This window comes from Myroides sp. C1519 (genome assembly GCF_038039755.1).
Classification (GTDB): Bacteria; Bacteroidota; Bacteroidia; order Flavobacteriales; family Flavobacteriaceae; genus Flavobacterium; species Flavobacterium phaeum_A.
The window spans coordinates 144,504-169,232 of the sequence record NZ_JBBPHM010000003.1 but is presented as its reverse complement, the minus strand read 5'-3'; the positions used below and the strand labels follow the sequence as shown (position 1 = coordinate 169,232).

Here is a 24,729-nt window from a genome sequence, read left to right as displayed (position 1 = left end):
TCTTTGTTATTTTATTAATGATTATGGTCGTGATCTCCTTCTTCATGGTCGTGGTCGTGATCGTGTCCACCACTACCTTCACCAGGTCCAACAATTTCAATGTTTCTAAAAACCATTGTTTGGTTTCCGGCTTTATCAAGAACCTGAACCATAAAATGATATGCTCCTCGTTTAACATCTGCAGGAATAACAATATCGTGATGATGAACATTTGCATTTCTCTGTCCAAAAATATCATCCCAAACACGTTGAAACTTAAAAGCCTTACGTTTTTCATTTTCCTCATCATGATCGTGATCATGATCATCGTGTAAAATTACAATCGAATGAGAATGATTATGGCTTCCATGATCATGTCCGTCAAAATTACCATGTATATCTACTTTATAACTTCCTAAAGCGATATTATCCGATAATTCCATATCGAAGTGAATGTCTTTTCCCGCTTCAAGTTTTGCTCCTTCAACGGGTGCATTTAATATTACTACTGGTTTTTCTGTATCAATACCGTCATCACCAGTAGTACACGAACTAAAACCTACTATACTTAAAATTGATAAAACGAATATATTTTTTACTGTTTTCATTTTTTTACTTTTTTACTATTAAAATTTCTTTGTTTTGATAATTGAGTTTCCTAAATGTAAAATACATTTGGAGGTCCTCTTAACCAATAGAAATTAATAGTATTCAGTAGGATAAGACATTCTCTAAAGGCAACTTTTTCAATATACTGATGTACATAGAAAGGCTCCCATTCAACAATGTCCATAACAAGAGCAGGTGATATTTTATATAGATATTGATCACAATAATGAACAGTATCTGCATCAACCCACTCCGTTTTATTAGTTCGAACACCATATTGGTGCTCTATGATGACATAGTGTAAAAGATTGCTTATATGTGGAACTAAAAAAACCACATACATAAAGGCGAACCAAATTACACGTATGCTTCTTTTTGTCATTAAAACGGAATCTGTATCATCAATTGAATTGATCTACCTAACTCCGGAATCTCTAATGGGCGATAGAAACTCATATGATTTAATATCTTAGTATCAAAGATATTTGTTGCTGTTAAGCTTGCTTTCGCTTCAAACTTACCGAATAATAAAGTCGAAGAAATACCTGCTCCAAAGCTTTGTGAACTTGGAGTTATAGCTTCACCTTGAGCAATTCTCTCTTGTCTTCCAAACCACTTCCCATTAAAATGCACTTCCGGTTGTTTTAAAAATCTCCAATCGTTAAAGGCATATTTCAACTCCCCATAAAAGTTCATTGGAGGAGAAAAAGGCAATGGATAGTCTCCTTTTTTACCATTAGACAACTGTCGATTATAAATATATTCAAACACTCCCTCAAACGTAAAGTTCTTCAAGAATTGCTTTTCAATCTTCCATTCAAAACCAGTAATTAATGCTTTAGACTGTGAATATTGATAAATTTGCCCACTATCAGGTAGTACAGAGAAAGTACCAGTAGGTCTTAAAAAAATATAATTTGTAAAGTAATAAGCATAAGGACTTACAGAAGTATTAAAACCTTCTGTTTCGTAACTTGCTCTAAAATCAAAAGCAACTCCTTGTTCTGGTTTTAAATTTGCATATCCCTTTTCGTGTCTAAACGCTCCGTGATGCACACCATTTGAAGCCAACTCAATTGCAGTTGGAAATCTAAAGTTTGTTCCGAAAGTACTTGCTAATTGAATTTTAGAAGTAAGTTCGTACTTAGCACCAATCATTCCGTTAAAACTTGTAAAGCTTTTATCTAACTTACTACTGCGTTGTGCATAATCTCCAGCGAAATTAGGAGAATGTCCTAAGTCAACTAAATAATCATACAACACATTATCATAAAAAGGTTTTATATGAATTTCTGCGTAGTCAACTCTTGCTCCTGCTTCCCAAGACAATCTATCATTTACAAAATGTTCGTGCATTGCAAAAGCACCTACTCCAAAACGATTAAATTTAGGAAGTAAGAATCCGTATCCATCAATTACATTGTTCTGATAATTATATTGAACACCAATTGTAGATTTGTGATTATTTGGAGAAATATATTCATACTTAGCAGAAGCATCAAATGTATTTAAAGTAAACTGTAACTCTAAATTAGGGTCCTTTTCTGGAGCAACTTGATCTTCAAAGTGAGTATGAAATTTACTCATCTCTTGACGCTTATTATTTTGAAAAGCCAATACAAAACTCAACTTCTCTCTATCAGATAAATTAAACGTTGATGTATTTACAATCTTGAAGTGATTTACACTTTGATTTGGTAATTCTATATTTCTATGGTTTCCATCATCAACTACAGAAGCAATATTTGGCAATCCGTGTGAACCAGGAAAGAAACCACTCTTATCATAAACATCACTAACGCTTAAAATATTAGAAAAGTCATTAGATACATACCCAACTTGTCCATACAACGCAAAACCTTTTCCTGCCGTATTTTTCATACGTCTACCATAAATAGGAATGGTTGTATCTAAGTAATTTATACGATCTGTCGGAACACGGTAATCACCATATTCTTGTCCTGTTGCTTTAAACTTATAGAAAAACTTATCCTCTCTTGCCTTTAGCTGTACAGACGCTCCATAAGAATCGTTGACAGTTTTACCAAATACAGTAGCATTTCCTGTAAATGAGTGAACTTGAGGTATCTTTTCATTATTAATTTTAATTACACCTCCAATTGCATCACTACCATACTCAATAGCTCCAACTCCTTTAATAATCTCAACTTCTTCTGTACTAAAAGCATCAATCTCTAATCCGTGATCTGCTCCCCATTGTTGTCCTTCTTGCTTTGCTCCATTTTCAGCAACAGCGATTCTATTAAATCCAAGTCCACGTATAATTGGCTTAGAAGCTCCTGCTCCAATTTCCATAGCATTCACACCAGGCACTGATGCTAATGTCTTTGCAAAAGATCCGGAGAAATTCTCAACCAACTTCTCATTAGACACTTTTTCTGTATTACTAATTGTTTTTAATCCAGCAGTAGATACCACTACTTGGTCTAAAAGAGTCGAATCCTCTTTCAAATGGAAATGTAAAGTAACATCAGACTTCACATTTAAAAGTGTATCAATAGGCATATACCCTAAATAAGATATATTTAAACGATAAGTTCCTTCGACAACAGGGTTAAAGATAAATCTACCTTTTAAATCAGACATAAGTGCCTGGTCTTTAAAAGATATAGTACTTCCCACTAATGCTTCTCCATTAAAATTAGAAACGTCACCTTTAACTGTATAAGTTTGGCCAAAAGTAACTACTGAAAACATTAGTGAAAACACAATAAATAGCATTCTCATTTGATTGCAATAATTTAATTAAACGTAAAAAATACGGTAGGTCTACAAAGACGTACCAAACGAAAATTAAACGTTTGCAGGAGGTGCCCTTAAAGAATAGTAAACATGTGATAATGGAATAAACTCAAGAATTGCTAAATCTTGAACCTTTTGAGACAGTTCAAAATTCACAAAGTCTACTTCCATAATGTCTGCTTGTATATATGGCGTAATAATTACGTCACAAGCAAAACATTTTTCAAGCTGACCATGGTGTTCTTTTAATTGTAAAGTATGTCCATTGTCACTTCTCTTTTCATGAAAGTGAGCATGAGAACTATGTTCTTTTTCATAAGTAGAAGAAGAAAAAATATGCTCATAACTATGCACAAATTGAAAAACAATGGTAAACATAAACGCCACCATTAACAAAATTCTTGCTATGTTCTTCTTTCTTTGCATAATGGCAAATATAGACAGAAAATTAATTAGTTTACACTTTATCTAAATTTTTTACAAAAAGGAAAGTAATTGATTCTCTGATTAAGCCAAATCCTTTCTTACCTTTGCAAGCAAACAAGAATTTAATTATGAATAGTAAACTTTTAGGTAGCATATTGATTATTGCAGGATCATCTATTGGTGGAGGGATGCTTGCAATGCCCATTACTTCTGCAGGAGTAGGTTTTTTAGGCACACTATTATTGCTATTCGTAATTTGGTTTGCTATGTGCTATACAGCCTTGTTAATGGTTCGAATATATGATTTTAATTTACCGACAGATGGTTTTGACACATTGACAAAAAAATATGCTGGTATGGCTGTTAATCGAATTGCTGGACTAAGCTTGATGTTTTTAATTTATGGACTTACTGCTGCTTATATGACAGGAGGAGGAACAATTCTTAAAACTAATGCCGACCAACTTTTTGATACAAATATTGATAGCAGATTAGCAATTCTTATTTTCTCCATTCTCTTCAGTAGTATTGTTTTAATTGGAACGCGATGGGTTGACTTATTTACAAGAGGATTATTTGTTGCAAAACTTATTTTCTTATTCTTACTTGTGGTACTTATGACTCCTTTAATCGAAGGAATCAATTTATTAAGTATGCCTTTATCACAAGGCCTAATCGTTACCGCTATCCCTGCTATTTTTACTTCATTCGGTTTTCACGGAAGTATTCCGAGTATAGTAACCTATTTAGATGGAGATAAAAAACTACTTAAAAAAGCTTTTATCTTAGGAAGCTTATTGCCATTAGTTATCTATTTAATCTGGCAAACAGTTGTATTAGGAAGTTTAGATCAAACTTCATTTATGCAAATATTGAACGACAACTTAGGCTTAAAAGGCTTAATATTAAGTGTTCGTGAAATGGCACAATCCTCTTCTGTAGAAACCTTATTTAGCTTTTTCGCAGCAGCAGCATTAGGAACTTCATTCTTAGGAGTTAGTATCGGTCTTTACGATTACTATAAGGATTTATTTAAAAATAAGCAGAAGCAATTCATCAAACCTCTTTCAGGAGCACTAACTTTTGTGCCACCGTTAATGTTTGCCTTATTTTACCCAGAAGGTTTTATCTTGGCATTAGGTTATGCAGCTATAGCAGGAGTTATCTTAGCTCTAATCATACCGAGCATTTTATATTTAAGGGCAATGAAATTTCACAAAATTCAAATTCCATTGTATCAATATATCTTATTGGCAATGATTTTTATTTTCTCTGTGATCATTGTATATGCACAACTAATCGTGGTTCAAAACCAATAATTCTTAATATAAACCAAAATACTGCCAAATAACGTTAATCAATTCTTCTAAAGGCTGTTATTTACCAATATTGAAAATATGAACACTTAGATTTTTTGTATCTTTGCGGCTTATTTTTTCCGTATATGATAAAAAATTACTTACTAATAAAATCCTTATTTATCTTTCTGTTTTTCAGCACAATATCTTTTTCGCAAGAAAACACAAATATTTCATTAGCAGAAACACCGCACGATACAATCATTGAGAAACAAAAGTTTTTTGATCGTATTGTAAGTTATTTTGAAGAAGCAAAAAAAGATAAATCTCAAAGTAAATTTGACCTTTCTTTTATTGGAGGACCAAGTTACTCTGTTGATACTAAACTCGGACTTGGGATTGTTGCTTCAGGTTTATACCGTTTAGACAAAGAAGATATGACTCTTAATCCTTCTAACGTATCTATCTATACTAATTTTACTACAAGTGGTTTCTTCTCTGTGGGAATTGAAAACACAACAATATTTCCTAATGACGACTACCGTATCTTTTATGACATGGCTTTTCAGTATATGCCAAGCAAATTCTACGGTATTGGATATGAAGCAGGAGACAAAGGAGATTTTACAAAATATGACAACTACCAGTTAGGCTTAAAGTTTGACTTATTGCGAAAAGTATTACCTAATACTTATGTTGGTTTAACTTTCTCTGCTCAGAATATAAAAAGTAGAAACTTTGAAGATGAAAGTATGAGACCAGAAGCAAACCCTAAAAACACAGCTATTGGTGGTGGTTTTTTGGCTACCTATGACTCAAGAGACTTTATCCCAAATCCATCTCGAGGATTATATCTTAAATATGAACAAACATTCTTTCCTAAATCATTAGGAAGCAATAAACATTTTGGACGTATTGACTTTACAGCGAGAGCATACCAAGAAATATGGACAAATGCAACGTTAGCTTTTGACCTAAATGGAATTTTCAACAATGGAGAAGTACCTTGGTCAATGTTATCTCAAATTGGTGGTTCACGTCAGATGAGAGGATATTACACAGGTCAATATAGAGATAGAAAACAAATTAACTCTCAAGTAGAATTACGTCAAAAAATATATAACAGACACGGTATAGCTGTTTGGGGAGGTGCAGGAAATGTTTTCGAAAACTTTAAAAACTTTGATTGGAATCATACCTTACCAGCTTATGGTATCGGTTATAGATGGGAATTTAAAAACAGAGTAAATATTCGACTTGACTATGGATTAGGAAAAGGTCAAAGCGGATTCTATTTTAATATTAACGAATCATTCTAATTGTATAGCATGGAAAATGAAGTTGCTAAAAAAGGTCTGATAACAAGACTCATCAATAATCCTATCATTTTATTCTGGTTTTATATTGCAGTTAATATGGCTCCAACTATATTTTTTGCTTTTACACAACCCGTTAATATAATCGGAAAATTAGTTGTTATTATTTTTCCATTAGGACTCTATATGCTGATATTTTCAGTTGTTAAGAATACTGGGTTCTTACAAATCTTATTCTTCCCTTTATTATTTTTACACGCCTTTCAGATTGTCCTTTTCTACTTATTTGGAGAGGATGTTATTGCTGCAGATATGTTTTTAAACGTAGCTACAACAAATACTTCTGAAATCAACGAGCTATTAGGAAGCTTAATTCCTTCAATTGTTTTGGTTTGTGTTTTATACATTCCTCCAACTATTTTCGCAATTTTACAATGGAAGCGCAAAAACTTTTTAGATGTAACATTCAGAAAAAGAAAAGTTCTCCCTGCTTTAGTTTTATTACTTGCCTCATTAGTTCTTTCTTTTGCCAGTGCAAATAACAATACAAACACCTTTGCTTTTAACCAAGATGTTTACCCTGTAAATGCAATACACAACCTTGGTTTTGCCGTAAATAAATGGGATAAAGTAAAACGTTATCCATTAACATCTGCAGACTTCTCTTACAAAGCTGTAAAAGACACTACTACAACTACTAACAGACAAATCTACGTGTTGATTGTTGGTGAAACGAGTAGAGCAGATAATTGGTCTTTGTATGGTTATGAAAGAGAAACTAATCCTAATCTAAGTCAACAAGAAAACCTTGTGGTATTTGAAGATGCTTTAACTCAATCAAATACCACACATAAAAGTGTTTCAATTATACTTTCAGATGCTGAAGCTGAAAACTACAATTTAATCTATCAAAGAAAGGGAATTATTCACGCTTTTAAAGAAGCAGGTTTTACAACAATATGCCTCTCTAACCAAGCTGAAAACTCTTCTTTTATAGAGTACTTCACCAAAGAAGCTGATATCTATCAAACAATCCGTAAAACGCATAGTGGAACTGGAATGACAGAGAATCATTATGACGAAGAGTTAATTGCTCTAATGGAAGATAAAATAGCTGAAACAGAAGGAGATTTATTCATTTTACTACACACATATGGTTCTCATTTTAATTATATGGAGCGATATCCTGAGTCTTTCCAAAAGTATATGCCCGATGCAGTGGCAGGAGTTAGTAAATCTGAGAAAGAGCATTTAGTAAACGCTTATGACAATTCAATCTTATATACAGATTACTTCCTTTCAGGGACTATAGATGCTTTAAAAAGAACAGAAGCATCAGTTGCTATGCTTTATACTTCTGATCATGGAGAAGATTTATTTGATGATGAAAGAGGTCGTTTCTTACATGCTTCACCAAGCCCAACTTACTATCAATTGAGAATTCCAATTGTTATGTGGTTCTCTGAACCATATAAGCAAGAGTTTCCTGAAAAAGTCAGAATGGCTAATGTGAATAAAGTAAAACCAATCACAACAAATGCTGTTTTCCACACAATGATTGATGCATCTACGATACATACTCCTTATTTAGAAGAAGATTTGTCGTTAGTAAATCCTGATTTTGCAATCAGAGATAGAATGTACTTGAATGATCATGACATTGCAATTCCATATGTAAAAATGAACTTAAAGAAGCAAGACTTCAATATGTTGAAAAAAAATAACATCAAAAAATAATACGAAATATCATGTTTAAATTTAATAAGCAATTGCTTTTATCATCATTACTTTTCTTATTTGCTTTTGTTGCCAAAGCACAAAATGAAAAAGTAGAATTACTTCCTTTAGGAAATATGAATAATTGGATGGTTCGCGAAATAAAAGAATCATTTATTATCGGAGGAAACACGCAATACCTGTATGAGATTACAGAAAAGAAAGACACTTTAAAAGACAATACTCCTTATAAAAATATAAAATCACCTTGGGCTACCTCTTCTGTATTAGCTACAGTAAGTGGTATTACAAAAGGAAGTGTAACCGTTTATCCAGAAAAAAGAGACAAGGGATTTGCTGCACGTTTAGAAACACGTATTGAACGAGTAAAAGTTCTTGGAGTTATCAATATTAATGTATTAGCAAGTGGTACAATTTTCTTAGGGGAAATGATAGAACCAATTACAGACACTAAAAATCCTCAGAGTAAATTAGTAACAGGTATTCCTTTTACTAAAAAGCCAAAAGCAATGCAATATGACTATAAGGTAACTACAGGAGGTCCATCTCGTCGAGTAAACGGAATGGGAAAAGGTTCTGAAGTGAATAGAAATGACATGGCTGAAATTCAAATTTTACTTCAAAAGAGATGGGAAGACAGCAATGGAAATGTACACGCTAAAAGAGTAGGTACTGGATGGGAGCGCTTTGATAAATCCGTTAAAACTTGGCAGAACAAACATCGTTTAAATGTTAACTACGGTGATATTAGTAAAGAAAAATTCTATGGTTCACATATGGCACTTCGCAAAGGAGAAGATGCTTACTATACAAGAAATAGCAAAGGAAAAATGGTTCCTATCATAGAAGAAGGATGGGGAACAGCAGATGATGAAGTAACGCACTTAATTATTCAGTTCTCTTCAAGTAATGGAGGTGCATACATTGGAAATACAGATAGTAGATTATGGATTGACAATGTTGGTTTAGTTTATTAAAAAATTACATATAGAAAAAGCGCGTTTATGTCTAAACGCGCTTTTTTTATCTATTTAAAATAGCAATGAATACTATATCAATTCTATTTTACTTTTTCCTTAAACTATCATGGCTATGAGTCTCAACGCCTCCATTCCACAATGTTAAAATATCTGTAGCAACAGCAGCCCCACTTCCAGCAGCAATTGCTAACTGACTACGGTGTCCTGCTAAAGTTCCCGCTACATATAATCCTTCTTTTACTAAATGATCCTCATTCTTTAATTGAATGCGATTTTTAGTTGGCAATGACTTCTTATGAGGCTCTACATATTCCATTAAACCATCAATATCGAATGAGGGGCTTGAATTAGTAGCAATTACAACAGCCTTCGCTTGATAACTTGCCCTATTCGTGGTTACTTCAAAATACCCTTCTTTTAGATAAACAGAAACAACCTTCTCTCCTTTTATTTGTTCAATTTCTTGGTAGTAAGCTAAATCTTCTTGTGATTGCTCTAAAAGATCTCTTCCTAAAGTACCTAATTTAATACCGTAAGCATTGAAAAAAACAGCATCTTGCAACATTGAAGCTTTCTGATGCATTACAATTCCAACCTTTTTATCTTTTACAAAGTCCTTTTTAAAAGCACTCCCTAAAACTTGAGCACAAGAAACTCCAGCTACACCGCCACCAATAATAAGTATGTCAAAAATTGCCATGATTGTTATTTAGTTTTGTCGTCTATTACTTTTGAAGTACGATAAATCAGTACGATACATACAGCACAAAGTAGTGCAACAATCCCTATAATAGCGATTAAACTATCCCCTTGAAACAAGTTGCTAAAATCCAACATCGTTATGTTTAAAATCATTAATGCCGCAGCAAATACAATGATAACGTAGCTAAATATTTTCATTATGAATGATAAAGAATTTAATTTTACTCTTCGAAAGTACAAAAATATTACCTAGTCAAACAAGCCTTTAACATTAGTACTAAATAATTTAACAGCAATCGCAAGTAGTACTACTCCGAATATTTTACGTATAACACTCAATCCTCCAGCTCCTAATAGCTTTTCAATTTTAGCAGATGACTTTAATACAAAAAACACTAATACAAGATTAACAATTATACCAATGATAATATTCGCATTTGAATACTGTGAACGCAACGATAAAATAGTTGTCAAAACTCCTGTACCTGCAATTAAAGGGAACGCTAAAGGTACAATAGACGCAGTTGTCGGTGTATCGTCTCGATAAATTCTAATTCCTAATATCATTTCTAAAGCTAAAAAAAATAATACAAAAGCTCCTGCTACAGCGAATGAACTTACATCAATACCTATCAACCTCAACATTTGCTCTCCTAAAAATAAAAAAGCGATCATAATTACACCCGATACTAAGGTTGCCTTTTCAGACTCTATATATCCTACTCTATTTCTTAAATCTACGATAATAGGTATTGCCCCCATAATATCAATAACAGCAAACAATATCATTGTTATACTAACAATATCTCTAACATTTACATCCATAACAAGGCTTTTAAAAAAGAATACCTATAAAAATATCCTTTTTTTTGTTCTTTTAGCCTATAAATAAAAAAACTTTTTACATAAATACATAAAAACTAACAACTTACATCTTAATGATTTAATAAGAAACAAAAGTCTATTCTCTTTAATAATTACAATTCTCCTTCTAATCTAACTTAGCTATATAATTTTTATCAAAAAAAAAAGACTCCAAATGCTTATATTTCAACAAACTATCAATTATAAATAGCGTAAGTAATATTCCTATTTTCCTTAAAAAGACGTATACAAGACTATCAGTTTATTTAGCATCAGTATAAAAAAACATATAACAGTTTTATAGACAGAATTATTAGATTAAAGATTTGTAGTTTTGCACACATTAATTTATGAATATTATGTTTCAGATAGGAAAAACGATTGTGTCAGAGGATGTTCTTGAAAAAGAATTTGTTTGTAACCTTTCAGCTTGCAAAGGTGAATGTTGTATTGATGGAGATGCTGGTGCGCCCGTTGAAAAAGGAGAAGTTGATATTTTAAATAAGGTATATGAACACGTAAAGCCATTCTTACGTCCTGAAGGAATAGAGGCTATTGAAACACAAGGTACTTCAATAATTGGAGAAGATGGTGAGTTAGAGACTCCCCTTATTGAAGGAGGAGAATGTGCTTATGTTATATACGAAAACGAAATGGCATTGTGTGGAATCGAAAAAGCCTATAATGAAGGTTTAATTGACTGGAAAAAACCTATTTCTTGCCATTTATACCCTATAAGAATCAAAGAATTCTCATCATTTGAAGCTGTTAACTATCATAAATGGCATATTTGTGGAGATGCTTGTACATTAGGACAAGAATTAGGCGTACCTGTATATAAGTTTCTAAAAGACCCCTTAATTCGAAAATACGGAGAAGATTGGTATAAAGAACTGGAATTAGTTGCAGATGAATACACTAAATTCAAAAAATAGGTAATTACTTAATATAAAGTACTTTTTCTTTATAATCAATAACTGCTTCACCTTGTAATAATACATCAGAGCCTATAATACCATGTACCGTTTTTGTACCGTATTCAGTTAACGCTACATTCACGTGAGTAAGGTCTAATAACACAAGATTAAACTCTTTGTTATGCCAACGACTCAGTTGTAAATGGTTATTATAGGCTACTTGTGTATACATCCCATTCGCTCCTGCTCCGGAAGCTTTCGTCGTAGACTCTAAAGGTGTAATATTGAACAAATCAATATGAGTAAAATCTATACAACTATTCGAAGCACCTGTATCTATAATAAAATCTCCGATTGCACCATTTACTTTTGCACGCACAAACAGATGATGTGTTTTAGAAATTTTGAAAGGAATTCTCTTGTAACCTTCCTTTTTTAGTACTTCTTTTATTTTTTCCATTGAACAATTATAGTTTAAATTCTTTTTATAAGGTACTTTTGTATCTTAAAATAGCATTTTATACAAAATACACCTTTAGAATGATTTTTACTGATACGCACACACACCTTTATTCAGACGCCTTTGCAGATGATCGCAAAGAAACAATTAATCGCGCAATAGCGAATGGAGTGACGCGTTTTTTTATACCAGCTATTGATTCCAGTTATACAAATGCAATGTATGAATTAGAATCAGAATTTCCAGATAATATTTTTTTAATGATGGGACTACATCCTACAGATGTGAAACCAGAAACATATAAGTCAGAATTAGCTTTTGTAGAAAAAGAATTAGAAAGAAGAAAATTTTATGCTGTTGGAGAAATAGGAATTGACTTATATTGGGATAAATCAACTTTACAGATTCAGCAAGAAGCTTTTCAATACCAAATCCAATTAGCAAAAAAATATAAACTACCCATCAATATACATTGTCGAGATGCTTTTGATGAAGTTTTTGAAGTATTAGAAAAAGAAAAAGGTGATGACCTTAGAGGAATTTTCCATTGTTTTACAGGAACACAAGAACAAGCAGAAAAAGCTATTTCATACAACCTTAAATTAGGAATAGGTGGAGTATCCACTTTTAAGAATGGCCAAATTGATAAGTTCTTAAATAAAATCTCAATTGTGGATATCGTATTAGAGACTGATTCTCCGTATCTTGCACCGGTTCCATTTAGAGGAAAAAGAAATGAAAGTGCCTACATTGTCCATATTGCAGAAAAATTAGCTGATATTTACGGACTTTCATTAGCTGAAATAGCAAAACAAACAACAGCCAATTCACAAGCTGTTTTTGGAATTTAACAACAGAAAGCAACATTAATTTGTTTACATAATAAAGTACACTAATGTCTAAGTTTGATTCAATACGCCATTACAAAGATCTTGAGGTAAACGAAGTCTTACAACAGATTTCTAAACACCCAATGATAAAAGCGTTAATGGGTTTTACTTTTCCTAATAAAACTGAAGAAGAATGGATGGAAAGGTTAAGGGAAATAAAATCTATACAGCAATTTCAAGATAACTTTGCTTATTATTCTATTCAAAAGATTCTGGAAAAAAGCTCAAGTGGCTTGACAACTTCAGGTTTTGAAAAATTAGAAAAAAACACACCCTATTTATATATATCTAATCACCGTGATATTCTTATGGATACGTCTCTGTTAAACGTAGCTCTGAAAGATAATGGTTTGATTATGACGGCTTCTGCTATTGGAGATAATCTCGTACAGAAATCCTTTCTTTTAGCATTAGCAAAAGTAAATAGAAACTTTTTAGTAAAACGTGGATTACCTCCTCGTGAATTATTAGAGAGTTCAAAAGTAATGTCTGAATATATTCAGCACTTACTAACAGAAGAAAATCGTTCTGTGTGGATTGCACAAAGAGAAGGACGTACTAAAGACGGTAATGATGCTACTCACCAAGGAGTTTTAAAGATGCTTGCAATGGCAAGTGGAGAAATGAATCCTATTGAGTATCTAAAAAAGATTAAAATAGTACCAGTTTCTATCTCTTATGAATATGACCCTACGGATGCACTAAAAATGCCGCAAATCCTTGCAAAAGCTAATGATGAAGTTTATGTAAAAGATAAAAATGAAGATTTCATTAATCTATATAGTGGTATCATTGGCCAAAAGAGAGGTATTCACATTCATGTTGGAGAAGTTTTAGACCAAGAATTAGATTGTTTAATTAATAGCTCAGAAAAAGTCAATAAACAAATGCAAGCCGTTGCTACAATTATAGACAAGTCTGTAATTAAAAATTATCACCTGTGGCCTACGAATTATATTGCTTACGATTTATTAAATCAAACTAATGAATATGCTGATAAATACACTGAAAAAGAAAAACAACTTTTTGAAAGACGTTTGGAATTACGTGTAGATAAAGCAAATAAAGTAGTGGTTGAAAATTTCTTAGCAATGTATGCTAACCCTGTAATTAATAAGTTAAAACTGAATAATGAACAATAAACCTGCAATTCTGCTTATCTATACTGGTGGTACCATTGGTATGGTTAAGGATTTTAAGACAGGGGCATTACGCGCCTTCAATTTCGACCAACTTGTTGAACGTATTCCAGAATTACACTTATTAGAATGTTCTATTGAAACATACTCTTTTGAGGTGCCGATTGATTCTTCTGATATGCGTCCTGAGATGTGGGTTCAAATGGCAAGTGTTATTGAAGAAAATTATAAAAAGTTTGACGGTTTTGTGATTCTACATGGTTCTGATACGATGTCATATTCTGCATCTGCTCTTAGTTTTATGTTAGAAAACACACGAAAACCAATTATCTTGACAGGATCTCAATTGCCTATTGGAGATTTACGTACTGATGCAAAAGAGAATTTAATTACGGCTATTCAAATCGCAGCGTTACAAGAAAATAGCAAACCTGTTATTCAAGAAGTATGCTTGTATTTTGAATATAAATTATATCGTGGAAATAGAACCTCTAAAGTGAGTTCTGAATTATTTAATGCGTTCACCTCACCAAATATTCCACATTTGGCAGAGTCGGGTGTAAACTTGAGAGTAAACAAAGCTTTGTTAGAATACAAAAATGAGACGTTACCTTTGACTGTTCATAAAGAAATGTCGAGAAATGTAATGATCTTAAAAGTTTTCCCTGGTATTCAACAAAAAGTGCTAAAAGCAATTTTAAATATTGAAGATTTAGAGGGCATAGTATTAGAAACTTATGGTTCTGGTAATGCTCCTACAGAGTCTTGGTTCTTACACACTCTGGCAGAAGCTATCGCAAAAGGACTAAAAGTAATTAATGTTACACAATGCTCAAGTGGTAGTGTTCATATGGGGAAATACGAAACGAGTACTGAATTAAAAGAAATTGGTGTAATCTCTGGAAAAGATATCACTACTGAAGCAGCCATTACTAAACTAATGTTTTTATTGGCTCAAAAAAATGTTGTAGACTTTAAAGAAGCATTTGAAACTCCTATTTGTGGAGAAATGGAGATTTAAATTACTATATTAGGCGAATTAGAGGGGTGGCCGAGCGGTCGAAGGCGCACGCCTGGAAAGTGTGTATACAGCAATGTATCGAGGGTTCGAATCCCTTCTCCTCTGCATATCGTATAAGCTACCGTAACAGGTAGCTTTTTTTATATTACACTTATTTTTCACAGAACTATAAATGCTCAAAATATGCCTTAACTAATAAAATAAGCGTAATAAAAATATTGTCTATCTTTTTTACTGTTACTTCACTATCTCTTTTTTCAAAGCTTTAAAAGTATCATATTGTAATCTCCATATCCTATCAGGTGGAATAGTGGTAGGATTTCTACTTCTGTAAATCTTGATTCGTTTGATTTATGCACAATAAAAGGCACCTCTAAATACACATCTGAAACCCTTTTACGCAGCTTTCCTTCTATTGCATTGTCGTTAATCATTCCTTCTAATTCATCCTTTTAATCATAAGACAACTCAATCTTAAGATTCTGTCCTTTTATATATACTGTTTCAAGTTGGTAAAAGAGAGCAGTTAATCCAACTTATTACACATTTAAACCACCATATTCTACAAAATACAACAACACTAATTTGCCTTTAATCTTCACAAGAAACAATCATAAAACGAAATTTAATCAAAATAAAAACTATAAATATTAATAAATTTCAACACCAGTTATTTTTTTATACTAAAATTTTTCATAATATTAACTATTATTATACAACCTACACTATTACTAAAAACTAAATAATTATAGAAATGAGAAAAAAAACCAGAAAATTATTTTTAGGCTTGCTAATTGGCTCTTCATTATTGTCAACTATATCTTGCTCTAATGATGATAGTAGTCCAATAACTGTAGCTCCGGATAAACCAGAAACTCCAGGAACACCAACTACTCCTGCTGAAAAAGCAACAGTAAAACTAACAGTTAACGAATTTGATGATACATCAGTCTCTTTTACTGTTCAAGCTACGAATGCAACAGAAGTATTCTATTATATTTTTAAAAATCCTGTGAAAGGTGAACTTCCAAAAATCGATGGAGAAGAAATCGTTAAACAAGGAACTAAAATAGAAGATCTTGACAAAGAAATTATTGTAACTGAATTAGAGAACCTAACTGAATATGCTATTGTAGCTGCTGCAAAAAACACAGAAAATGTTATATCTGTTCTTGAAAAGCCAGAAGTATTTTCAACATTACAAAAAATTGACGTTTCTATTATATTATCAAATGTAAGTGCTACGCATGAGCAAATCTTGTTTAGTATTCAACCTATCGACGCTGTACAAGCAAATTACAAAATAGTTAAAAAAGGAACTAAACTTACTGCTGACGAAGTTTTAGAAACAGGAAACAAGTTATTTAATGTAAAAGTAACTTCAAATCTAAGACCGAAAGGTTTCGATGCTGACACAGAATATATTATTTACGCAGCTGGATTATCTGCAACAGGAGCAAAAGTATTAAAATATGCAGAAGTACGTACTGCTGCTTTACCTGAAAAGCCATCTGAAGATGGAATAATGAACTTCACTACACTTTCATTTCAAAGCGAAAAAGATCCTGTTACACAGGGTAAAATTTCATTCTACACGCTTTCATTAAGCAATGCTGATTGGGAAGCTAAGTTTGAAATCGCTAATGTTAGTTCAATACTCGATGTTATTCCTGAAGGAAAATATACCTTACCAGCATACAAAGATCCAGGAAAACCAACAGTAGAACGCATAGGATCTGATTTCTATATTAAAAACAAAAAAACGGGAGAAACAATAAAAGATATTGATTATGGAGATATGGTAATCACTAAAAAAGACAGTGAATATACAATAGATATCAATATGGTAAAACAGGATTACACTCAAAAATATAAAGCAGCATACAAAGGTATTCCTGTTTATAAAAAATAAAACAACTAAAAAAGGTTGTCTCCAAATAGAGACAGCCTTTTTTCACATTACAACAGTTATTTCATTGTTAATAGATATATTTAAAAAGGAAAAATAAGTGTTCGTATTTCTATCATTTAAGCAATTAATAATTTCAAAAGTCTTTAAATGATATTAAAAGATTTTAGAGAAGCAATATGAATATTCTAAAACCAGTGAGTAAGCTTTGTAATTGCTACTTTTTTCAACATTTTTAATGATGTATTATTCGTAAACCCTCAACTAAATAATATGCCTTTTTACTATCACAATATAAGTTAAACAGTATTGTCATTACACACTTCTTTGATACTTGTTCGATACAAGTACCACACTTCTCCCACACACTTTCGGGAAAAAGGCTTTTTTTCGAAAGTGTATGGGACTTGAGTGGGAGATGTCTCGAACATAGTACGTTTAAAACTACACTATGACACACTCTTTATCGCGAGCAGAATTCAATGCATTATATTTAAAATCTTCTTTTGTTTTATTACTTATAGAAAAAAGGATACTTATACTTAGTACTAATTTTTTTTGTCCAATTCGTTTAATTCTTCCAAAAACTCTTAAAATAAAAAAGGTAGCATCTTTTATAAATACTACCTTTTACAAAACCGATAAATAAATAACAATATTTTATATTGAATTAAATACAGTACAAAACTAATAGTCAATTGCTACTCTTTCTGTAACTACAGATTTAATAAAATCAACAACTTTTAAATGTTCTGGATGATTTGCATATATTGCTAAATCATTAAAATTTAAAAACTCAGTATAAAGCATAACATCAAAATTTGCTTGAGTAGCATCTATATGATTAAACTCTACAGAAATAGCTTTCAACGCCTCAATTTTATCTTTTAATGCCATTAATTGATTTTTCATTTCAATTTTATTAGCCTCTTTATTTTCTTCTTTAAGACGCCACATCACGATGTGTTTTAACATAATATCCTTTTTTTATTTCCTGAACAATTTATTAAAAAACCTTTGCTTCTGGAAGTATTTCCTTTATTTTTTTAATTTATCTTTTATACGATTAGCTTCTTTGATAAACCCAGCTAATTGAGCTGTATCTCTATTTTCTAAATAAGTTTTAAACATATTTAACTTCTCTAAATAAATATCTAAAATAGGTAAAATATGCTCTGTATTTTGTTCAAAAATAGGTAACCACATATCAACAGAACTTTTAGCAAGTCGGACTGTTGATGCAAATCCTCCTGCTGCCAAATTAAATATAGCCGTATCATCTTTTTCTTTATCTAATACTGCTACCGCTAAAGCATAAGATATTGCATGTGATAAATGAGACACATAACCAACGTGTTCATCGTGTGAATTTGCATCCATTAAAATCAAACGCGTATCTAAATGATAATATAACTCAGAAATCTGATTTAATGCTTTAGGAGAAGATTTCTCAGGATTACAGATAATTGCTACTCTTTCTTTAAACAATCCCTTAAAAGCAGCCTCTGGCCCACTATACTCTGTTCCTGCCATAGGGTGTGTCGCTACAAAAGCCCCCCTATTAGGATGTTCATCTATCTTTTTAGATAATAAGGATTTTGTAGATCCAACATCCATAATATATGTACCCTCTCTAATATTGTCCAAAGCATAAGCCATCAATTCAATTGTTACATTCACAGGTGTAGCCATTACCACAATATCTGACTGTTGTAATAATTCATCTAATGAAACTATTTCGTCTATTATACTTAGTTCTAATGCTTTTTCTGCATTTGTTGGTGATGCATCAAAACCAATTACTTTGTTAGCAAAACCTTTTGTTTTTAAGTCTAAGGCCATTGATCCCCCAATCAAACCAATTCCTACAAAACCTATTGTTTTTGTCATTACATACTTTTTTATTTGTTATCAACATATAGCTAAACAATGTTGATAACTATTTTACTCTTTTATAGCAAAGAACTTGGACAAACAAATTCTGTTTTATCTAAAGTTGTTTCTTTACTAATTGCATTGTATCCTCCTATAACATCCACAATGTTAGTTACTCCTTTTTTATATAATAAAGAAGATGCAATCATACTTCTATATCCTCCTGCACAATAAATTATATATTTATTCTGTTTTGCAAGATCTTCAGACTGCGTATTTAAAGTATTTAATGGAATATTTATCGACTCTTCTAAATGCTCTGATTTAAACTCATTAACTTTTCTTACGTCTAAAAGTGTGGCATCATTTTTAAAGAATGCCTCATCCATCTGTTTTGGAGTAATACGAGTAATAGTATTTACTGGTAAACCAGCATTTTTCCAAACTAACAATCCTCCTTCTAAGAAACCGATTGTATTATCATACCCTACGCGAGATAAACGAATCATACTTTCTTCTTCTTTTCCTTTTTCTGTAACTAAAACTATTGGCTGTTTAATATTACTAATCATTTCACCGACCCACATAGCAAAAGGTCCATTTAATCCAATATTTAAACTATTAGGAATAAATCCTTCTGAAAAAGTTTGAGGATCACGTGTATCTAATATCAAAACCTCATCATTTTGAATAACTTTTTGAAACTCAACTAAATTAAAAGGAGTATTCCCTCTTTTCAAAATATCTTCTAAATGCTCATAACCTTGAATATTCATTAAAACATTTTTAGGAAAATACTGTGGAGGCGTTGCTAAACCAGACAACAATTCCTTTACAAACTCATCCTCTGTCATATCAGCTCTTAATGCATAATTCGTTGCTTTTTGATTTCCTAAAGTATCTGTTGTCTCTTTGCTCATATTTTTTCCACAAGCACTACCTGCTCCATGGTTTGGATAAACAATTAAATCATCAGGCAATGGCATAATCTTATTTCTAAGAGATTGAAATAAATGACGAGCAAGTATTTCTTCCGTAATTTCAGACTTTACTAATTGAACTAAGTCAGGTCTTCCTACATCACCAATAAACAACGTATCTCCTGTCATAATAGCGCTCTTTCTCCCTTCCTCATCAATAATTAAATAAGTTGTACTTTCCATTGTATGTCCAGGAGTATGAAGTACTTGTACTTTAATATTACCAACAGTAAACACTTGATTATCCTCAGCAATAATAGCCTGATAATTAGGCAGCGCAGTAGGCCCAAAAACAATTTGTGCTCCTGTTTTTTCAACTAAATCTAAATGTCCACTAACAAAATCTGCATGAAAATGTGTTTCAAATACATACTTAACCTTTGCATTATCTTTATTTGCTCTATCAATATAAGGTTGTACATCTCTTAGAGGATCAAAAATCGCTGCTTCACCATTACTTTCAACATAATAAGCTGCGTGAGCAATACATCCAGTATAAATCTGTTCTATTTTCATAATAAGTCGTTTTTAGAAAAGTAAATTTACATTCCCTTAAAAGAAAATAAAATGATATCTATCATATTAAACAACACATAACCACCTTATTACCAACCACTTCTTTTAATTAACTAAATACTTTTCTATTTATATTAAACGACATATCCTTAAACTTTTATATCAAAAAAAAGCCTCCAATAGAATATTCTATTGGAGGCTTTTTTTGATATACCCCTTATAAACTAAACAAAACCTTGCTTAATAACTTCTTGAACTAAGGTTGCTGTATCTGCCACTTCAAATACTTGCTTCATTTTCGCTAAACGCTTTTTTATAGTAGGATTTGAAAGAGGAATATGATTGTCTAACTCTTGAAGTTTGTATCCTTTTGATAGCAAAACTAATATTTCTCTATTAAAATCGTCATACATCATTTCTTTGCGTACTATCTCACTTAAACAATGTTTGACTATCTCACTTTGATATCTCTCTCCACTACAAACCTTTCTTACAATATCAATCAAATTTTCTGGTGTAATTTCATGCTTACTTACCAACCCATTGGGCTTTATATTTTTAAAAATATTATAAAGAGTAATTACTTCAGTATGTCCTGTTAATATAATTGTTTTACACGAAGGCATAACTTTTTGAATGTACTTAACTATATCTCCTCCATCTTCCCACTTAGAAACCTCATTTTTGGGCAAAGAAAAATCAATAATTGCTAAATCATAAAAAAGTCCAATATCAACAGCTTTATCAATATTCTCCTTAGCACTTGTACAATCAAAAGACTTCTCGAAAGTAATATCTCCCCAATATTCCAAATCTTTAGAAAGAGCTAATACATACCCTTCAACAATAAGTGGATGGTCGTCAACTAATAGTATTCTACTCATTATTTTACTTGTTTTTTAAAATACCGTTTATTGTAAAATTTATTACAGCTTTTATTTTATTCTATTAAGAACACAGTGCAAATCTAACCTTAAAAATACAAACTTTTAACTACTTATTCTAATAAAACAAAAAAAGACTCTTAGCGAACAACACTAAGAGTCTTTTTTTTATAAAGTAAAATAAATTTATACTAATTTATTAGCAACAAGATATTCTGCAATTTGAATTGTATTTGTTGCTGCCCCCTTGCGAAGATTATCTGCAACAATCCACATATTAACAGCATTATCTCTTGTAAAATCTCTACGAATACGTCCAACAAACACATCATCTTTTCCTTCTGCATACAAAGGCATTGGATAAGTATTAGTATCTGTATTATCCTGAACAACTATGCCAGGAGTATCGTGCAATATTTTACGAATATCATTAATATCATAATCCTTAGTAAATTCAATATTTACTGTTTCACTATGTCCTCCTACAACAGGGATTCTAACAGCCGTAGCAGCAACTAAAACAGAATCATCACATAAGATTTTCTTTGTTTCATTTGCAAGCTTCATTTCCTCTTTTGTGTAACCATTCTCTTCAAAAACATCACAATGTGGCAATGCATTTCTGTGTATTGGATAAGGATATGCCATTTCTCCCTTCTGATTAGCATATTCATTTTCAAGCTGTTTTACAGCTTTAACTCCAGTACCTGTTATTGATTGGTATGTCGATACAATTACTCGCTTTATACCATATTTTTTATGCAAAGGAGCAAGTGTCATCACCAACTGAATAGTAGAACAGTTAGGGTTTGCTATTATCTTATCTTCTTTTGTTAATTGATTTGCGTTAATTTCAGGTACAACTAATTTTTTTGTTGGATCCATTCTCCACGCAGAAGAATTATCAATTACAGTTGTACCAACCTCTGCAAACTTTGGAGCCCATTCTAAAGAAGCTGTCCCTCCTGCAGAAAATAAAGCAATTTCAGGTTTCATATTAACAGCATCTTCCATGGACGTAATGGTATATTTTTTACCATTAAATTCAATCTGCTTCCCAATTGATCTTTCAGAAGCAACTGGTATTAACTCAGTTATTGGAAAATTTCTCTCTGCTAATACTTTTAGCATAATCTCTCCTACCATTCCGGTAGCCCCTACTACTGCTATTCTCATCTTTTACAATTTATAATTGATTATTTTTTTATATTGTATGGTATAAAAATAAGATATTTTTTATCACCACGATAATTGCATATCTTTTATTTGAACCTGAATACTAACTTTATTTCGCCATTTGTTCTCTTCGATAGAATATACAATATCTAAAAATTGTTTTTCTTTTACCTTTTCAAACTGTCTTCCAAAATTAAAACCAATTGCTGGAAATTTTTTATTGGATACTCCCCTCTGCTTTAGAGTCATTTTTAAGTGTTCTCCATTGGCGCCAGCTGTTTTTGCATAACCAGTATCAAAAGCTTGTTTACTCATAAAAATAGGACTTGGATTCCCAGGTCCAAAAGGTTCAAATTGCTTTAAAACTCTCAAAAACTTATCCGTTATATTTGAAAATCTAATAATAGAATCAATTTCAATCTCTGGAATTAAATCAGTTTCTTGAATTGTACTTTCTACTACCTGTTCAAACTTACTTTTGAAAGCTTCAAAGTTTTCTTTTTTCATTGTCAATCCGGCAGCATACATATGCCCTCCAAATTGAATTAAGTATTCCGAACATGCTTCTAAAGCTTGATAAATATCAAAATTCTTAACTGACCTCGCCGACGCTGCTAAATACTCACCACTATCAGTAAAAACTAACGTAGGCCTATAATATGTATCTATTAATCTTGAGGCTACAATTCCAATCACTCCTTTGTGCCAAGATGGACTATAAACAATCGTACTTTTAGTATTTATTGCCTTTTGATCTATAATTTGTTTTAAAGCTTCTTCAGTAATACCTTGGTCAAGAGTTCTTCTTTCTACATTTATTTCAACAATCTTCTTAACTGTTTGTTTAGCTTCTTCAATTGTAAACTTAGTTAATAGATCAACTGTATAATTACCGTGCTCTATTCTACCTGCAGCATTGATTTTAGGAGCTAACTTAAAAACAATATCACTCATCGTGTATGGTTTTATATCATATAAATCCATTAATGCTTCGATTCCTGGTCGAGGAGTATTATTAATAACTTCTAAACCAAAATGAGCTAAAATACGATTCTCTCCTGTGATAGGAACAACATCAGCTGCAATTGCAGTAGCCACTAAATCTAAATAAGGTATAATCCTCTCGATTGGTTGCTGTAGATGCATTGAATGTGCTTGGATCAATTTAAAACCAACTCCACAACCACATAACTCTTTATAAGGATAATTACAATCTTCTCTTTTAGGATCTAAAACTGCTATTGCATTAGGAATTTCGTCACTTGGCAAATGGTGATCACATATAATAAAGTCTATTCCTAAACCTTTTGCATAAGCAACATGTTCAATTGATTTTATTCCACAATCCAAAGCAATAATAAGTGTGATATTCTTTTGCTTTGCATAGTCAATTCCTTGATATGACACTCCGTATCCCTCGTTGTAACGATCAGGAATATAAGTTTCAATATTAATGTCAAAACTTTTAAGATAAGAGTACATCAAAGCAACGGAAGTAGTTCCATCGACATCATAATCTCCAAAAACTAAAATAGACTCTTTTTTATTAAATGCCTCTTCAATACGCATAACTGCTTTATCCATATCCTTCATTAAATATGGATCATGCAAATCACTCAAAGAAGGCCTAAAAAAGCTTTTTGCTTCTTCATAATTCTTAATATCCCTCTTTGCTAAGAGCTTAGCTATAACATTATCAACACCTAAAACATTTTGTAAATGAGTAACAATTTCTTTGTCTGGATCTTCTTTTAAATTCCAGCGCATAGTTTACTCTTTATGATAAAAAATATTTGTTTGTACCTCAGCAAATTCTTTAAACATATCCATTACCCCACAATACTTCTCAATTGATAAATCTACTGCACGCTTTAACTTTGCCTCATCTAAATTCTTTCCAGTGAAATGATATTCCAATATTACAGTATGATAAGTTGCTGGATCTGAATCTGTCAGAAGTCCTTCTGTTTCCATTCTAAAAGCTTCAACATCTAATCTCATTTTTTTTATTAAATGAGCAATATCTAACCCTGAACAACCAGCTAAAGCCGATAACATAAGTGCCTTTGGTCTCAATCCCATATTATCCCCACCATTTTCAGGCCCTGCATCTATTCTAATTGTTCCTCCACTTGGGTTAGTAGATTCAAATTGCATATTTTCAATCCAACTTGTTGTTACTTTATGTGACATAATTTATTCTGTTTTTACCAAATGTATCAAAAAAAAATCAATGTTCGATATTTGTAAAAATATTAAACATTGATTCTTTTTATTATAATTCGATA

Annotated in this window: 25 protein-coding genes and 1 tRNA gene; 10 read left to right on the top strand and 16 right to left on the bottom strand. The window is 31.8% G+C overall.

All coding sequences use genetic code 11. From position 1 onward, the window contains the following. Positions 1–14 precede the first annotated feature (14 nt). From AABL81_RS03475 to AABL81_RS03460, 4 genes are all read right to left on the bottom strand, one after another. Positions 15–587, bottom strand: coding sequence for a DUF4625 domain-containing protein (locus AABL81_RS03475; RefSeq protein ID WP_341340351.1), 573 nt, complete (start codon positions 585–587; stop codon positions 15–17). 50 nt (positions 588–637) lie between these two features. After that, complete coding sequence (locus tag AABL81_RS03470) at positions 638–970, bottom strand: hypothetical protein (protein WP_341340350.1); 333 nt, start codon at positions 968–970, stop codon at positions 638–640. Next, the gene (locus AABL81_RS03465) at positions 970–3,336 is read right to left on the bottom strand and encodes a TonB-dependent receptor (protein WP_341340349.1); all 2,367 of its coding nucleotides are present in this window, start codon (positions 3,334–3,336) and stop codon (positions 970–972) included. Before AABL81_RS03465 ends, AABL81_RS03470 begins: the two co-directional genes overlap by 1 nt. Before the next feature lie 66 nt (positions 3,337–3,402). Continuing rightward, a complete protein-coding gene (locus AABL81_RS03460; RefSeq protein WP_158209583.1) occupies positions 3,403–3,777 on the bottom strand; it encodes a hypothetical protein in 375 nt (124 codons plus the stop codon). A gap of 128 nt (positions 3,778–3,905) precedes the next feature. Between AABL81_RS03460 and AABL81_RS03455 the strand changes: the two genes are divergently transcribed. The 4 genes from AABL81_RS03455 to AABL81_RS03440 all read left to right on the top strand — a co-directional run bounded on the left by AABL81_RS03455 (position 3,906) and on the right by AABL81_RS03440 (position 9,105). Next, positions 3,906–5,096: an aromatic amino acid transporter gene (locus AABL81_RS03455; RefSeq protein ID WP_341340348.1), complete on the top strand. Its 1,191-nt coding sequence runs from the start codon at positions 3,906–3,908 to the stop codon at positions 5,094–5,096. Between the two features lie 125 nt (positions 5,097–5,221). After that, positions 5,222–6,394 (top strand): BamA/TamA family outer membrane protein, encoded by a 1,173-nt coding sequence (locus AABL81_RS03450; protein WP_158209585.1) that lies wholly within the window; start codon positions 5,222–5,224, stop codon positions 6,392–6,394. A 9-nt stretch (positions 6,395–6,403) separates the two neighbouring features. Beyond that, on the top strand, positions 6,404–8,128 hold the full coding sequence (locus AABL81_RS03445) for a sulfatase-like hydrolase/transferase (protein WP_158209586.1): 1,725 nt from the start codon (positions 6,404–6,406) through the stop codon (positions 8,126–8,128). Positions 8,129–8,139: 11 nt separating this feature from the next. Then, complete coding sequence (locus tag AABL81_RS03440) at positions 8,140–9,105, top strand: PCMD domain-containing protein (protein ID WP_341340347.1); 966 nt, start codon at positions 8,140–8,142, stop codon at positions 9,103–9,105. Between the two features lie 88 nt (positions 9,106–9,193). On the opposite strand, the gene AABL81_RS03435 is transcribed toward AABL81_RS03440, so the two are convergent. From AABL81_RS03435 to AABL81_RS03425, 3 genes are read right to left on the bottom strand one after another with little or no spacing between them, the layout of a single operon-like run. Continuing rightward, positions 9,194–9,808 carry an FAD-dependent oxidoreductase gene (locus AABL81_RS03435; protein WP_158209588.1) on the bottom strand — a complete coding sequence of 205 codons (615 nt, stop codon included), beginning with the start codon at positions 9,806–9,808 and terminating at the stop codon, positions 9,194–9,196. A gap of 5 nt (positions 9,809–9,813) precedes the next feature. Continuing rightward, a complete protein-coding gene (locus AABL81_RS03430) occupies positions 9,814–10,008 on the bottom strand; it encodes a hypothetical protein (RefSeq protein ID WP_090407780.1) in 195 nt (64 codons plus the stop codon). A gap of 51 nt (positions 10,009–10,059) precedes the next feature. Continuing rightward, a complete protein-coding gene (locus tag AABL81_RS03425; RefSeq protein WP_158209589.1) occupies positions 10,060–10,635 on the bottom strand; it encodes a MarC family protein in 576 nt (191 codons plus the stop codon). Positions 10,636–11,033: 398 nt separating this feature from the next. Between AABL81_RS03425 and AABL81_RS03420 the strand changes: the two genes are divergently transcribed. Next, positions 11,034–11,609: a DUF3109 family protein gene (locus tag AABL81_RS03420; RefSeq protein ID WP_158211319.1), complete on the top strand. Its 576-nt coding sequence runs from the start codon at positions 11,034–11,036 to the stop codon at positions 11,607–11,609. A 4-nt stretch (positions 11,610–11,613) separates the two neighbouring features. Here the strand turns inward: AABL81_RS03420 and AABL81_RS03415 are convergent, their stop codons facing one another. After that, the gene (locus AABL81_RS03415) at positions 11,614–12,051 is read right to left on the bottom strand and encodes a retropepsin-like aspartic protease (RefSeq protein ID WP_158209590.1); all 438 of its coding nucleotides are present in this window, start codon (positions 12,049–12,051) and stop codon (positions 11,614–11,616) included. Positions 12,052–12,131: 80 nt separating this feature from the next. On the opposite strand from AABL81_RS03415, the gene AABL81_RS03410 reads away from it, so the two are divergent. The 4 genes from AABL81_RS03410 to AABL81_RS03395 all read left to right on the top strand — a co-directional run bounded on the left by AABL81_RS03410 (position 12,132) and on the right by AABL81_RS03395 (position 15,206). Next, positions 12,132–12,902, top strand: coding sequence for a TatD family hydrolase (locus AABL81_RS03410; protein WP_341340346.1), 771 nt, complete (start codon positions 12,132–12,134; stop codon positions 12,900–12,902). A gap of 44 nt (positions 12,903–12,946) precedes the next feature. Then, a complete protein-coding gene (locus AABL81_RS03405) occupies positions 12,947–14,083 on the top strand; it encodes a 1-acyl-sn-glycerol-3-phosphate acyltransferase (protein ID WP_158209592.1) in 1,137 nt (378 codons plus the stop codon). Continuing rightward, positions 14,073–15,101: an asparaginase gene (locus AABL81_RS03400; RefSeq protein WP_158209593.1), complete on the top strand. Its 1,029-nt coding sequence runs from the start codon at positions 14,073–14,075 to the stop codon at positions 15,099–15,101. Before AABL81_RS03405 ends, AABL81_RS03400 begins: the two co-directional genes overlap by 11 nt. Positions 15,102–15,121: 20 nt before the next feature. Then, positions 15,122–15,206: transfer RNA gene (locus AABL81_RS03395), tRNA-Ser, on the top strand. A 152-nt stretch (positions 15,207–15,358) separates the two neighbouring features. On the opposite strand, the gene AABL81_RS03390 is transcribed toward AABL81_RS03395, so the two are convergent. After that, positions 15,359–15,535: a hypothetical protein gene (locus AABL81_RS03390; RefSeq protein ID WP_341340345.1), complete on the bottom strand. Its 177-nt coding sequence runs from the start codon at positions 15,533–15,535 to the stop codon at positions 15,359–15,361. 320 nt (positions 15,536–15,855) lie between these two features. Between AABL81_RS03390 and AABL81_RS03385 the strand changes: the two genes are divergently transcribed. Continuing rightward, entirely contained in the window at positions 15,856–17,013 is a 1,158-nt protein-coding gene (locus AABL81_RS03385; RefSeq protein WP_158209595.1) for a hypothetical protein, read from the top strand. A gap of 684 nt (positions 17,014–17,697) precedes the next feature. Here the strand turns inward: AABL81_RS03385 and AABL81_RS03380 are convergent. The 7 genes from AABL81_RS03380 to AABL81_RS03350 form a co-directional block, all read right to left on the bottom strand. Then, positions 17,698–17,985, bottom strand: a complete 288-nt coding sequence (locus AABL81_RS03380) for a Dabb family protein (RefSeq protein WP_158209596.1) — start codon at positions 17,983–17,985, stop codon at positions 17,698–17,700. A gap of 63 nt (positions 17,986–18,048) precedes the next feature. Then, the gene (locus tag AABL81_RS03375; protein ID WP_341340344.1) at positions 18,049–18,900 is read right to left on the bottom strand and encodes a prephenate dehydrogenase; all 852 of its coding nucleotides are present in this window, start codon (positions 18,898–18,900) and stop codon (positions 18,049–18,051) included. A 62-nt stretch (positions 18,901–18,962) separates the two neighbouring features. Then, positions 18,963–20,381: an MBL fold metallo-hydrolase gene (locus AABL81_RS03370; protein ID WP_341340343.1), complete on the bottom strand. Its 1,419-nt coding sequence runs from the start codon at positions 20,379–20,381 to the stop codon at positions 18,963–18,965. Positions 20,382–20,605: 224 nt separating this feature from the next. Next, complete coding sequence (locus AABL81_RS03365; protein ID WP_158209599.1) at positions 20,606–21,265, bottom strand: response regulator; 660 nt, start codon at positions 21,263–21,265, stop codon at positions 20,606–20,608. A gap of 186 nt (positions 21,266–21,451) precedes the next feature. Continuing rightward, positions 21,452–22,441, bottom strand: a complete 990-nt coding sequence (locus AABL81_RS03360; protein ID WP_158209600.1) for an aspartate-semialdehyde dehydrogenase — start codon at positions 22,439–22,441, stop codon at positions 21,452–21,454. A gap of 63 nt (positions 22,442–22,504) precedes the next feature. Further along, positions 22,505–24,208, bottom strand: a complete 1,704-nt coding sequence (recJ, locus tag AABL81_RS03355; protein WP_341340342.1) for a single-stranded-DNA-specific exonuclease RecJ — start codon at positions 24,206–24,208, stop codon at positions 22,505–22,507. A 3-nt stretch (positions 24,209–24,211) separates the two neighbouring features. Then, positions 24,212–24,634, bottom strand: coding sequence for an OsmC family protein (locus AABL81_RS03350; RefSeq protein WP_158209602.1), 423 nt, complete (start codon positions 24,632–24,634; stop codon positions 24,212–24,214). Between the last annotated feature and the right edge of the window lie 95 nt (positions 24,635–24,729).

Bases quoted from the DNA above. Each gene is read 5' to 3' on its own strand.
- AABL81_RS03475 (WP_341340351.1), bottom strand. From the start codon at position 587: ATGAAAACAGTAAAAAATATATTCGTTTTATCAATTTTAAGTATAGTA.
- AABL81_RS03470 (WP_341340350.1), bottom strand. From the start codon at position 970: ATGACAAAAAGAAGCATACGTGTAATTTGGTTCGCCTTTATGTATGTG.
- AABL81_RS03465 (WP_341340349.1), bottom strand. From the start codon at position 3,336: ATGAGAATGCTATTTATTGTGTTTTCACTAATGTTTTCAGTAGTTACT.
- AABL81_RS03460 (WP_158209583.1), bottom strand. From the start codon at position 3,777: ATGCAAAGAAAGAAGAACATAGCAAGAATTTTGTTAATGGTGGCGTTT.
- AABL81_RS03455 (WP_341340348.1), top strand. From the start codon at position 3,906: ATGAATAGTAAACTTTTAGGTAGCATATTGATTATTGCAGGATCATCT.
- AABL81_RS03450 (WP_158209585.1), top strand. From the start codon at position 5,222: ATGATAAAAAATTACTTACTAATAAAATCCTTATTTATCTTTCTGTTT.
- AABL81_RS03445 (WP_158209586.1), top strand. From the start codon at position 6,404: ATGGAAAATGAAGTTGCTAAAAAAGGTCTGATAACAAGACTCATCAAT.
- AABL81_RS03440 (WP_341340347.1), top strand. From the start codon at position 8,140: ATGTTTAAATTTAATAAGCAATTGCTTTTATCATCATTACTTTTCTTA.
- AABL81_RS03435 (WP_158209588.1), bottom strand. From the start codon at position 9,808: ATGGCAATTTTTGACATACTTATTATTGGTGGCGGTGTAGCTGGAGTT.
- AABL81_RS03430 (WP_090407780.1), bottom strand. From the start codon at position 10,008: ATGAAAATATTTAGCTACGTTATCATTGTATTTGCTGCGGCATTAATG.
- AABL81_RS03425 (WP_158209589.1), bottom strand. From the start codon at position 10,635: ATGGATGTAAATGTTAGAGATATTGTTAGTATAACAATGATATTGTTT.
- AABL81_RS03420 (WP_158211319.1), top strand. From the start codon at position 11,034: ATGTTTCAGATAGGAAAAACGATTGTGTCAGAGGATGTTCTTGAAAAA.
- AABL81_RS03415 (WP_158209590.1), bottom strand. From the start codon at position 12,051: ATGGAAAAAATAAAAGAAGTACTAAAAAAGGAAGGTTACAAGAGAATT.
- AABL81_RS03410 (WP_341340346.1), top strand. From the start codon at position 12,132: ATGATTTTTACTGATACGCACACACACCTTTATTCAGACGCCTTTGCA.
- AABL81_RS03405 (WP_158209592.1), top strand. From the start codon at position 12,947: ATGTCTAAGTTTGATTCAATACGCCATTACAAAGATCTTGAGGTAAAC.
- AABL81_RS03400 (WP_158209593.1), top strand. From the start codon at position 14,073: ATGAACAATAAACCTGCAATTCTGCTTATCTATACTGGTGGTACCATT.
- AABL81_RS03390 (WP_341340345.1), bottom strand. From the start codon at position 15,535: ATGATTAACGACAATGCAATAGAAGGAAAGCTGCGTAAAAGGGTTTCA.
- AABL81_RS03385 (WP_158209595.1), top strand. From the start codon at position 15,856: ATGAGAAAAAAAACCAGAAAATTATTTTTAGGCTTGCTAATTGGCTCT.
- AABL81_RS03380 (WP_158209596.1), bottom strand. From the start codon at position 17,985: ATGTTAAAACACATCGTGATGTGGCGTCTTAAAGAAGAAAATAAAGAG.
- AABL81_RS03375 (WP_341340344.1), bottom strand. From the start codon at position 18,900: ATGACAAAAACAATAGGTTTTGTAGGAATTGGTTTGATTGGGGGATCA.
- AABL81_RS03370 (WP_341340343.1), bottom strand. From the start codon at position 20,381: ATGAAAATAGAACAGATTTATACTGGATGTATTGCTCACGCAGCTTAT.
- AABL81_RS03365 (WP_158209599.1), bottom strand. From the start codon at position 21,265: ATGAGTAGAATACTATTAGTTGACGACCATCCACTTATTGTTGAAGGG.
- AABL81_RS03360 (WP_158209600.1), bottom strand. From the start codon at position 22,441: ATGAGAATAGCAGTAGTAGGGGCTACCGGAATGGTAGGAGAGATTATG.
- recJ (WP_341340342.1), bottom strand. From the start codon at position 24,208: ATGCGCTGGAATTTAAAAGAAGATCCAGACAAAGAAATTGTTACTCAT.
- AABL81_RS03350 (WP_158209602.1), bottom strand. From the start codon at position 24,634: ATGTCACATAAAGTAACAACAAGTTGGATTGAAAATATGCAATTTGAA.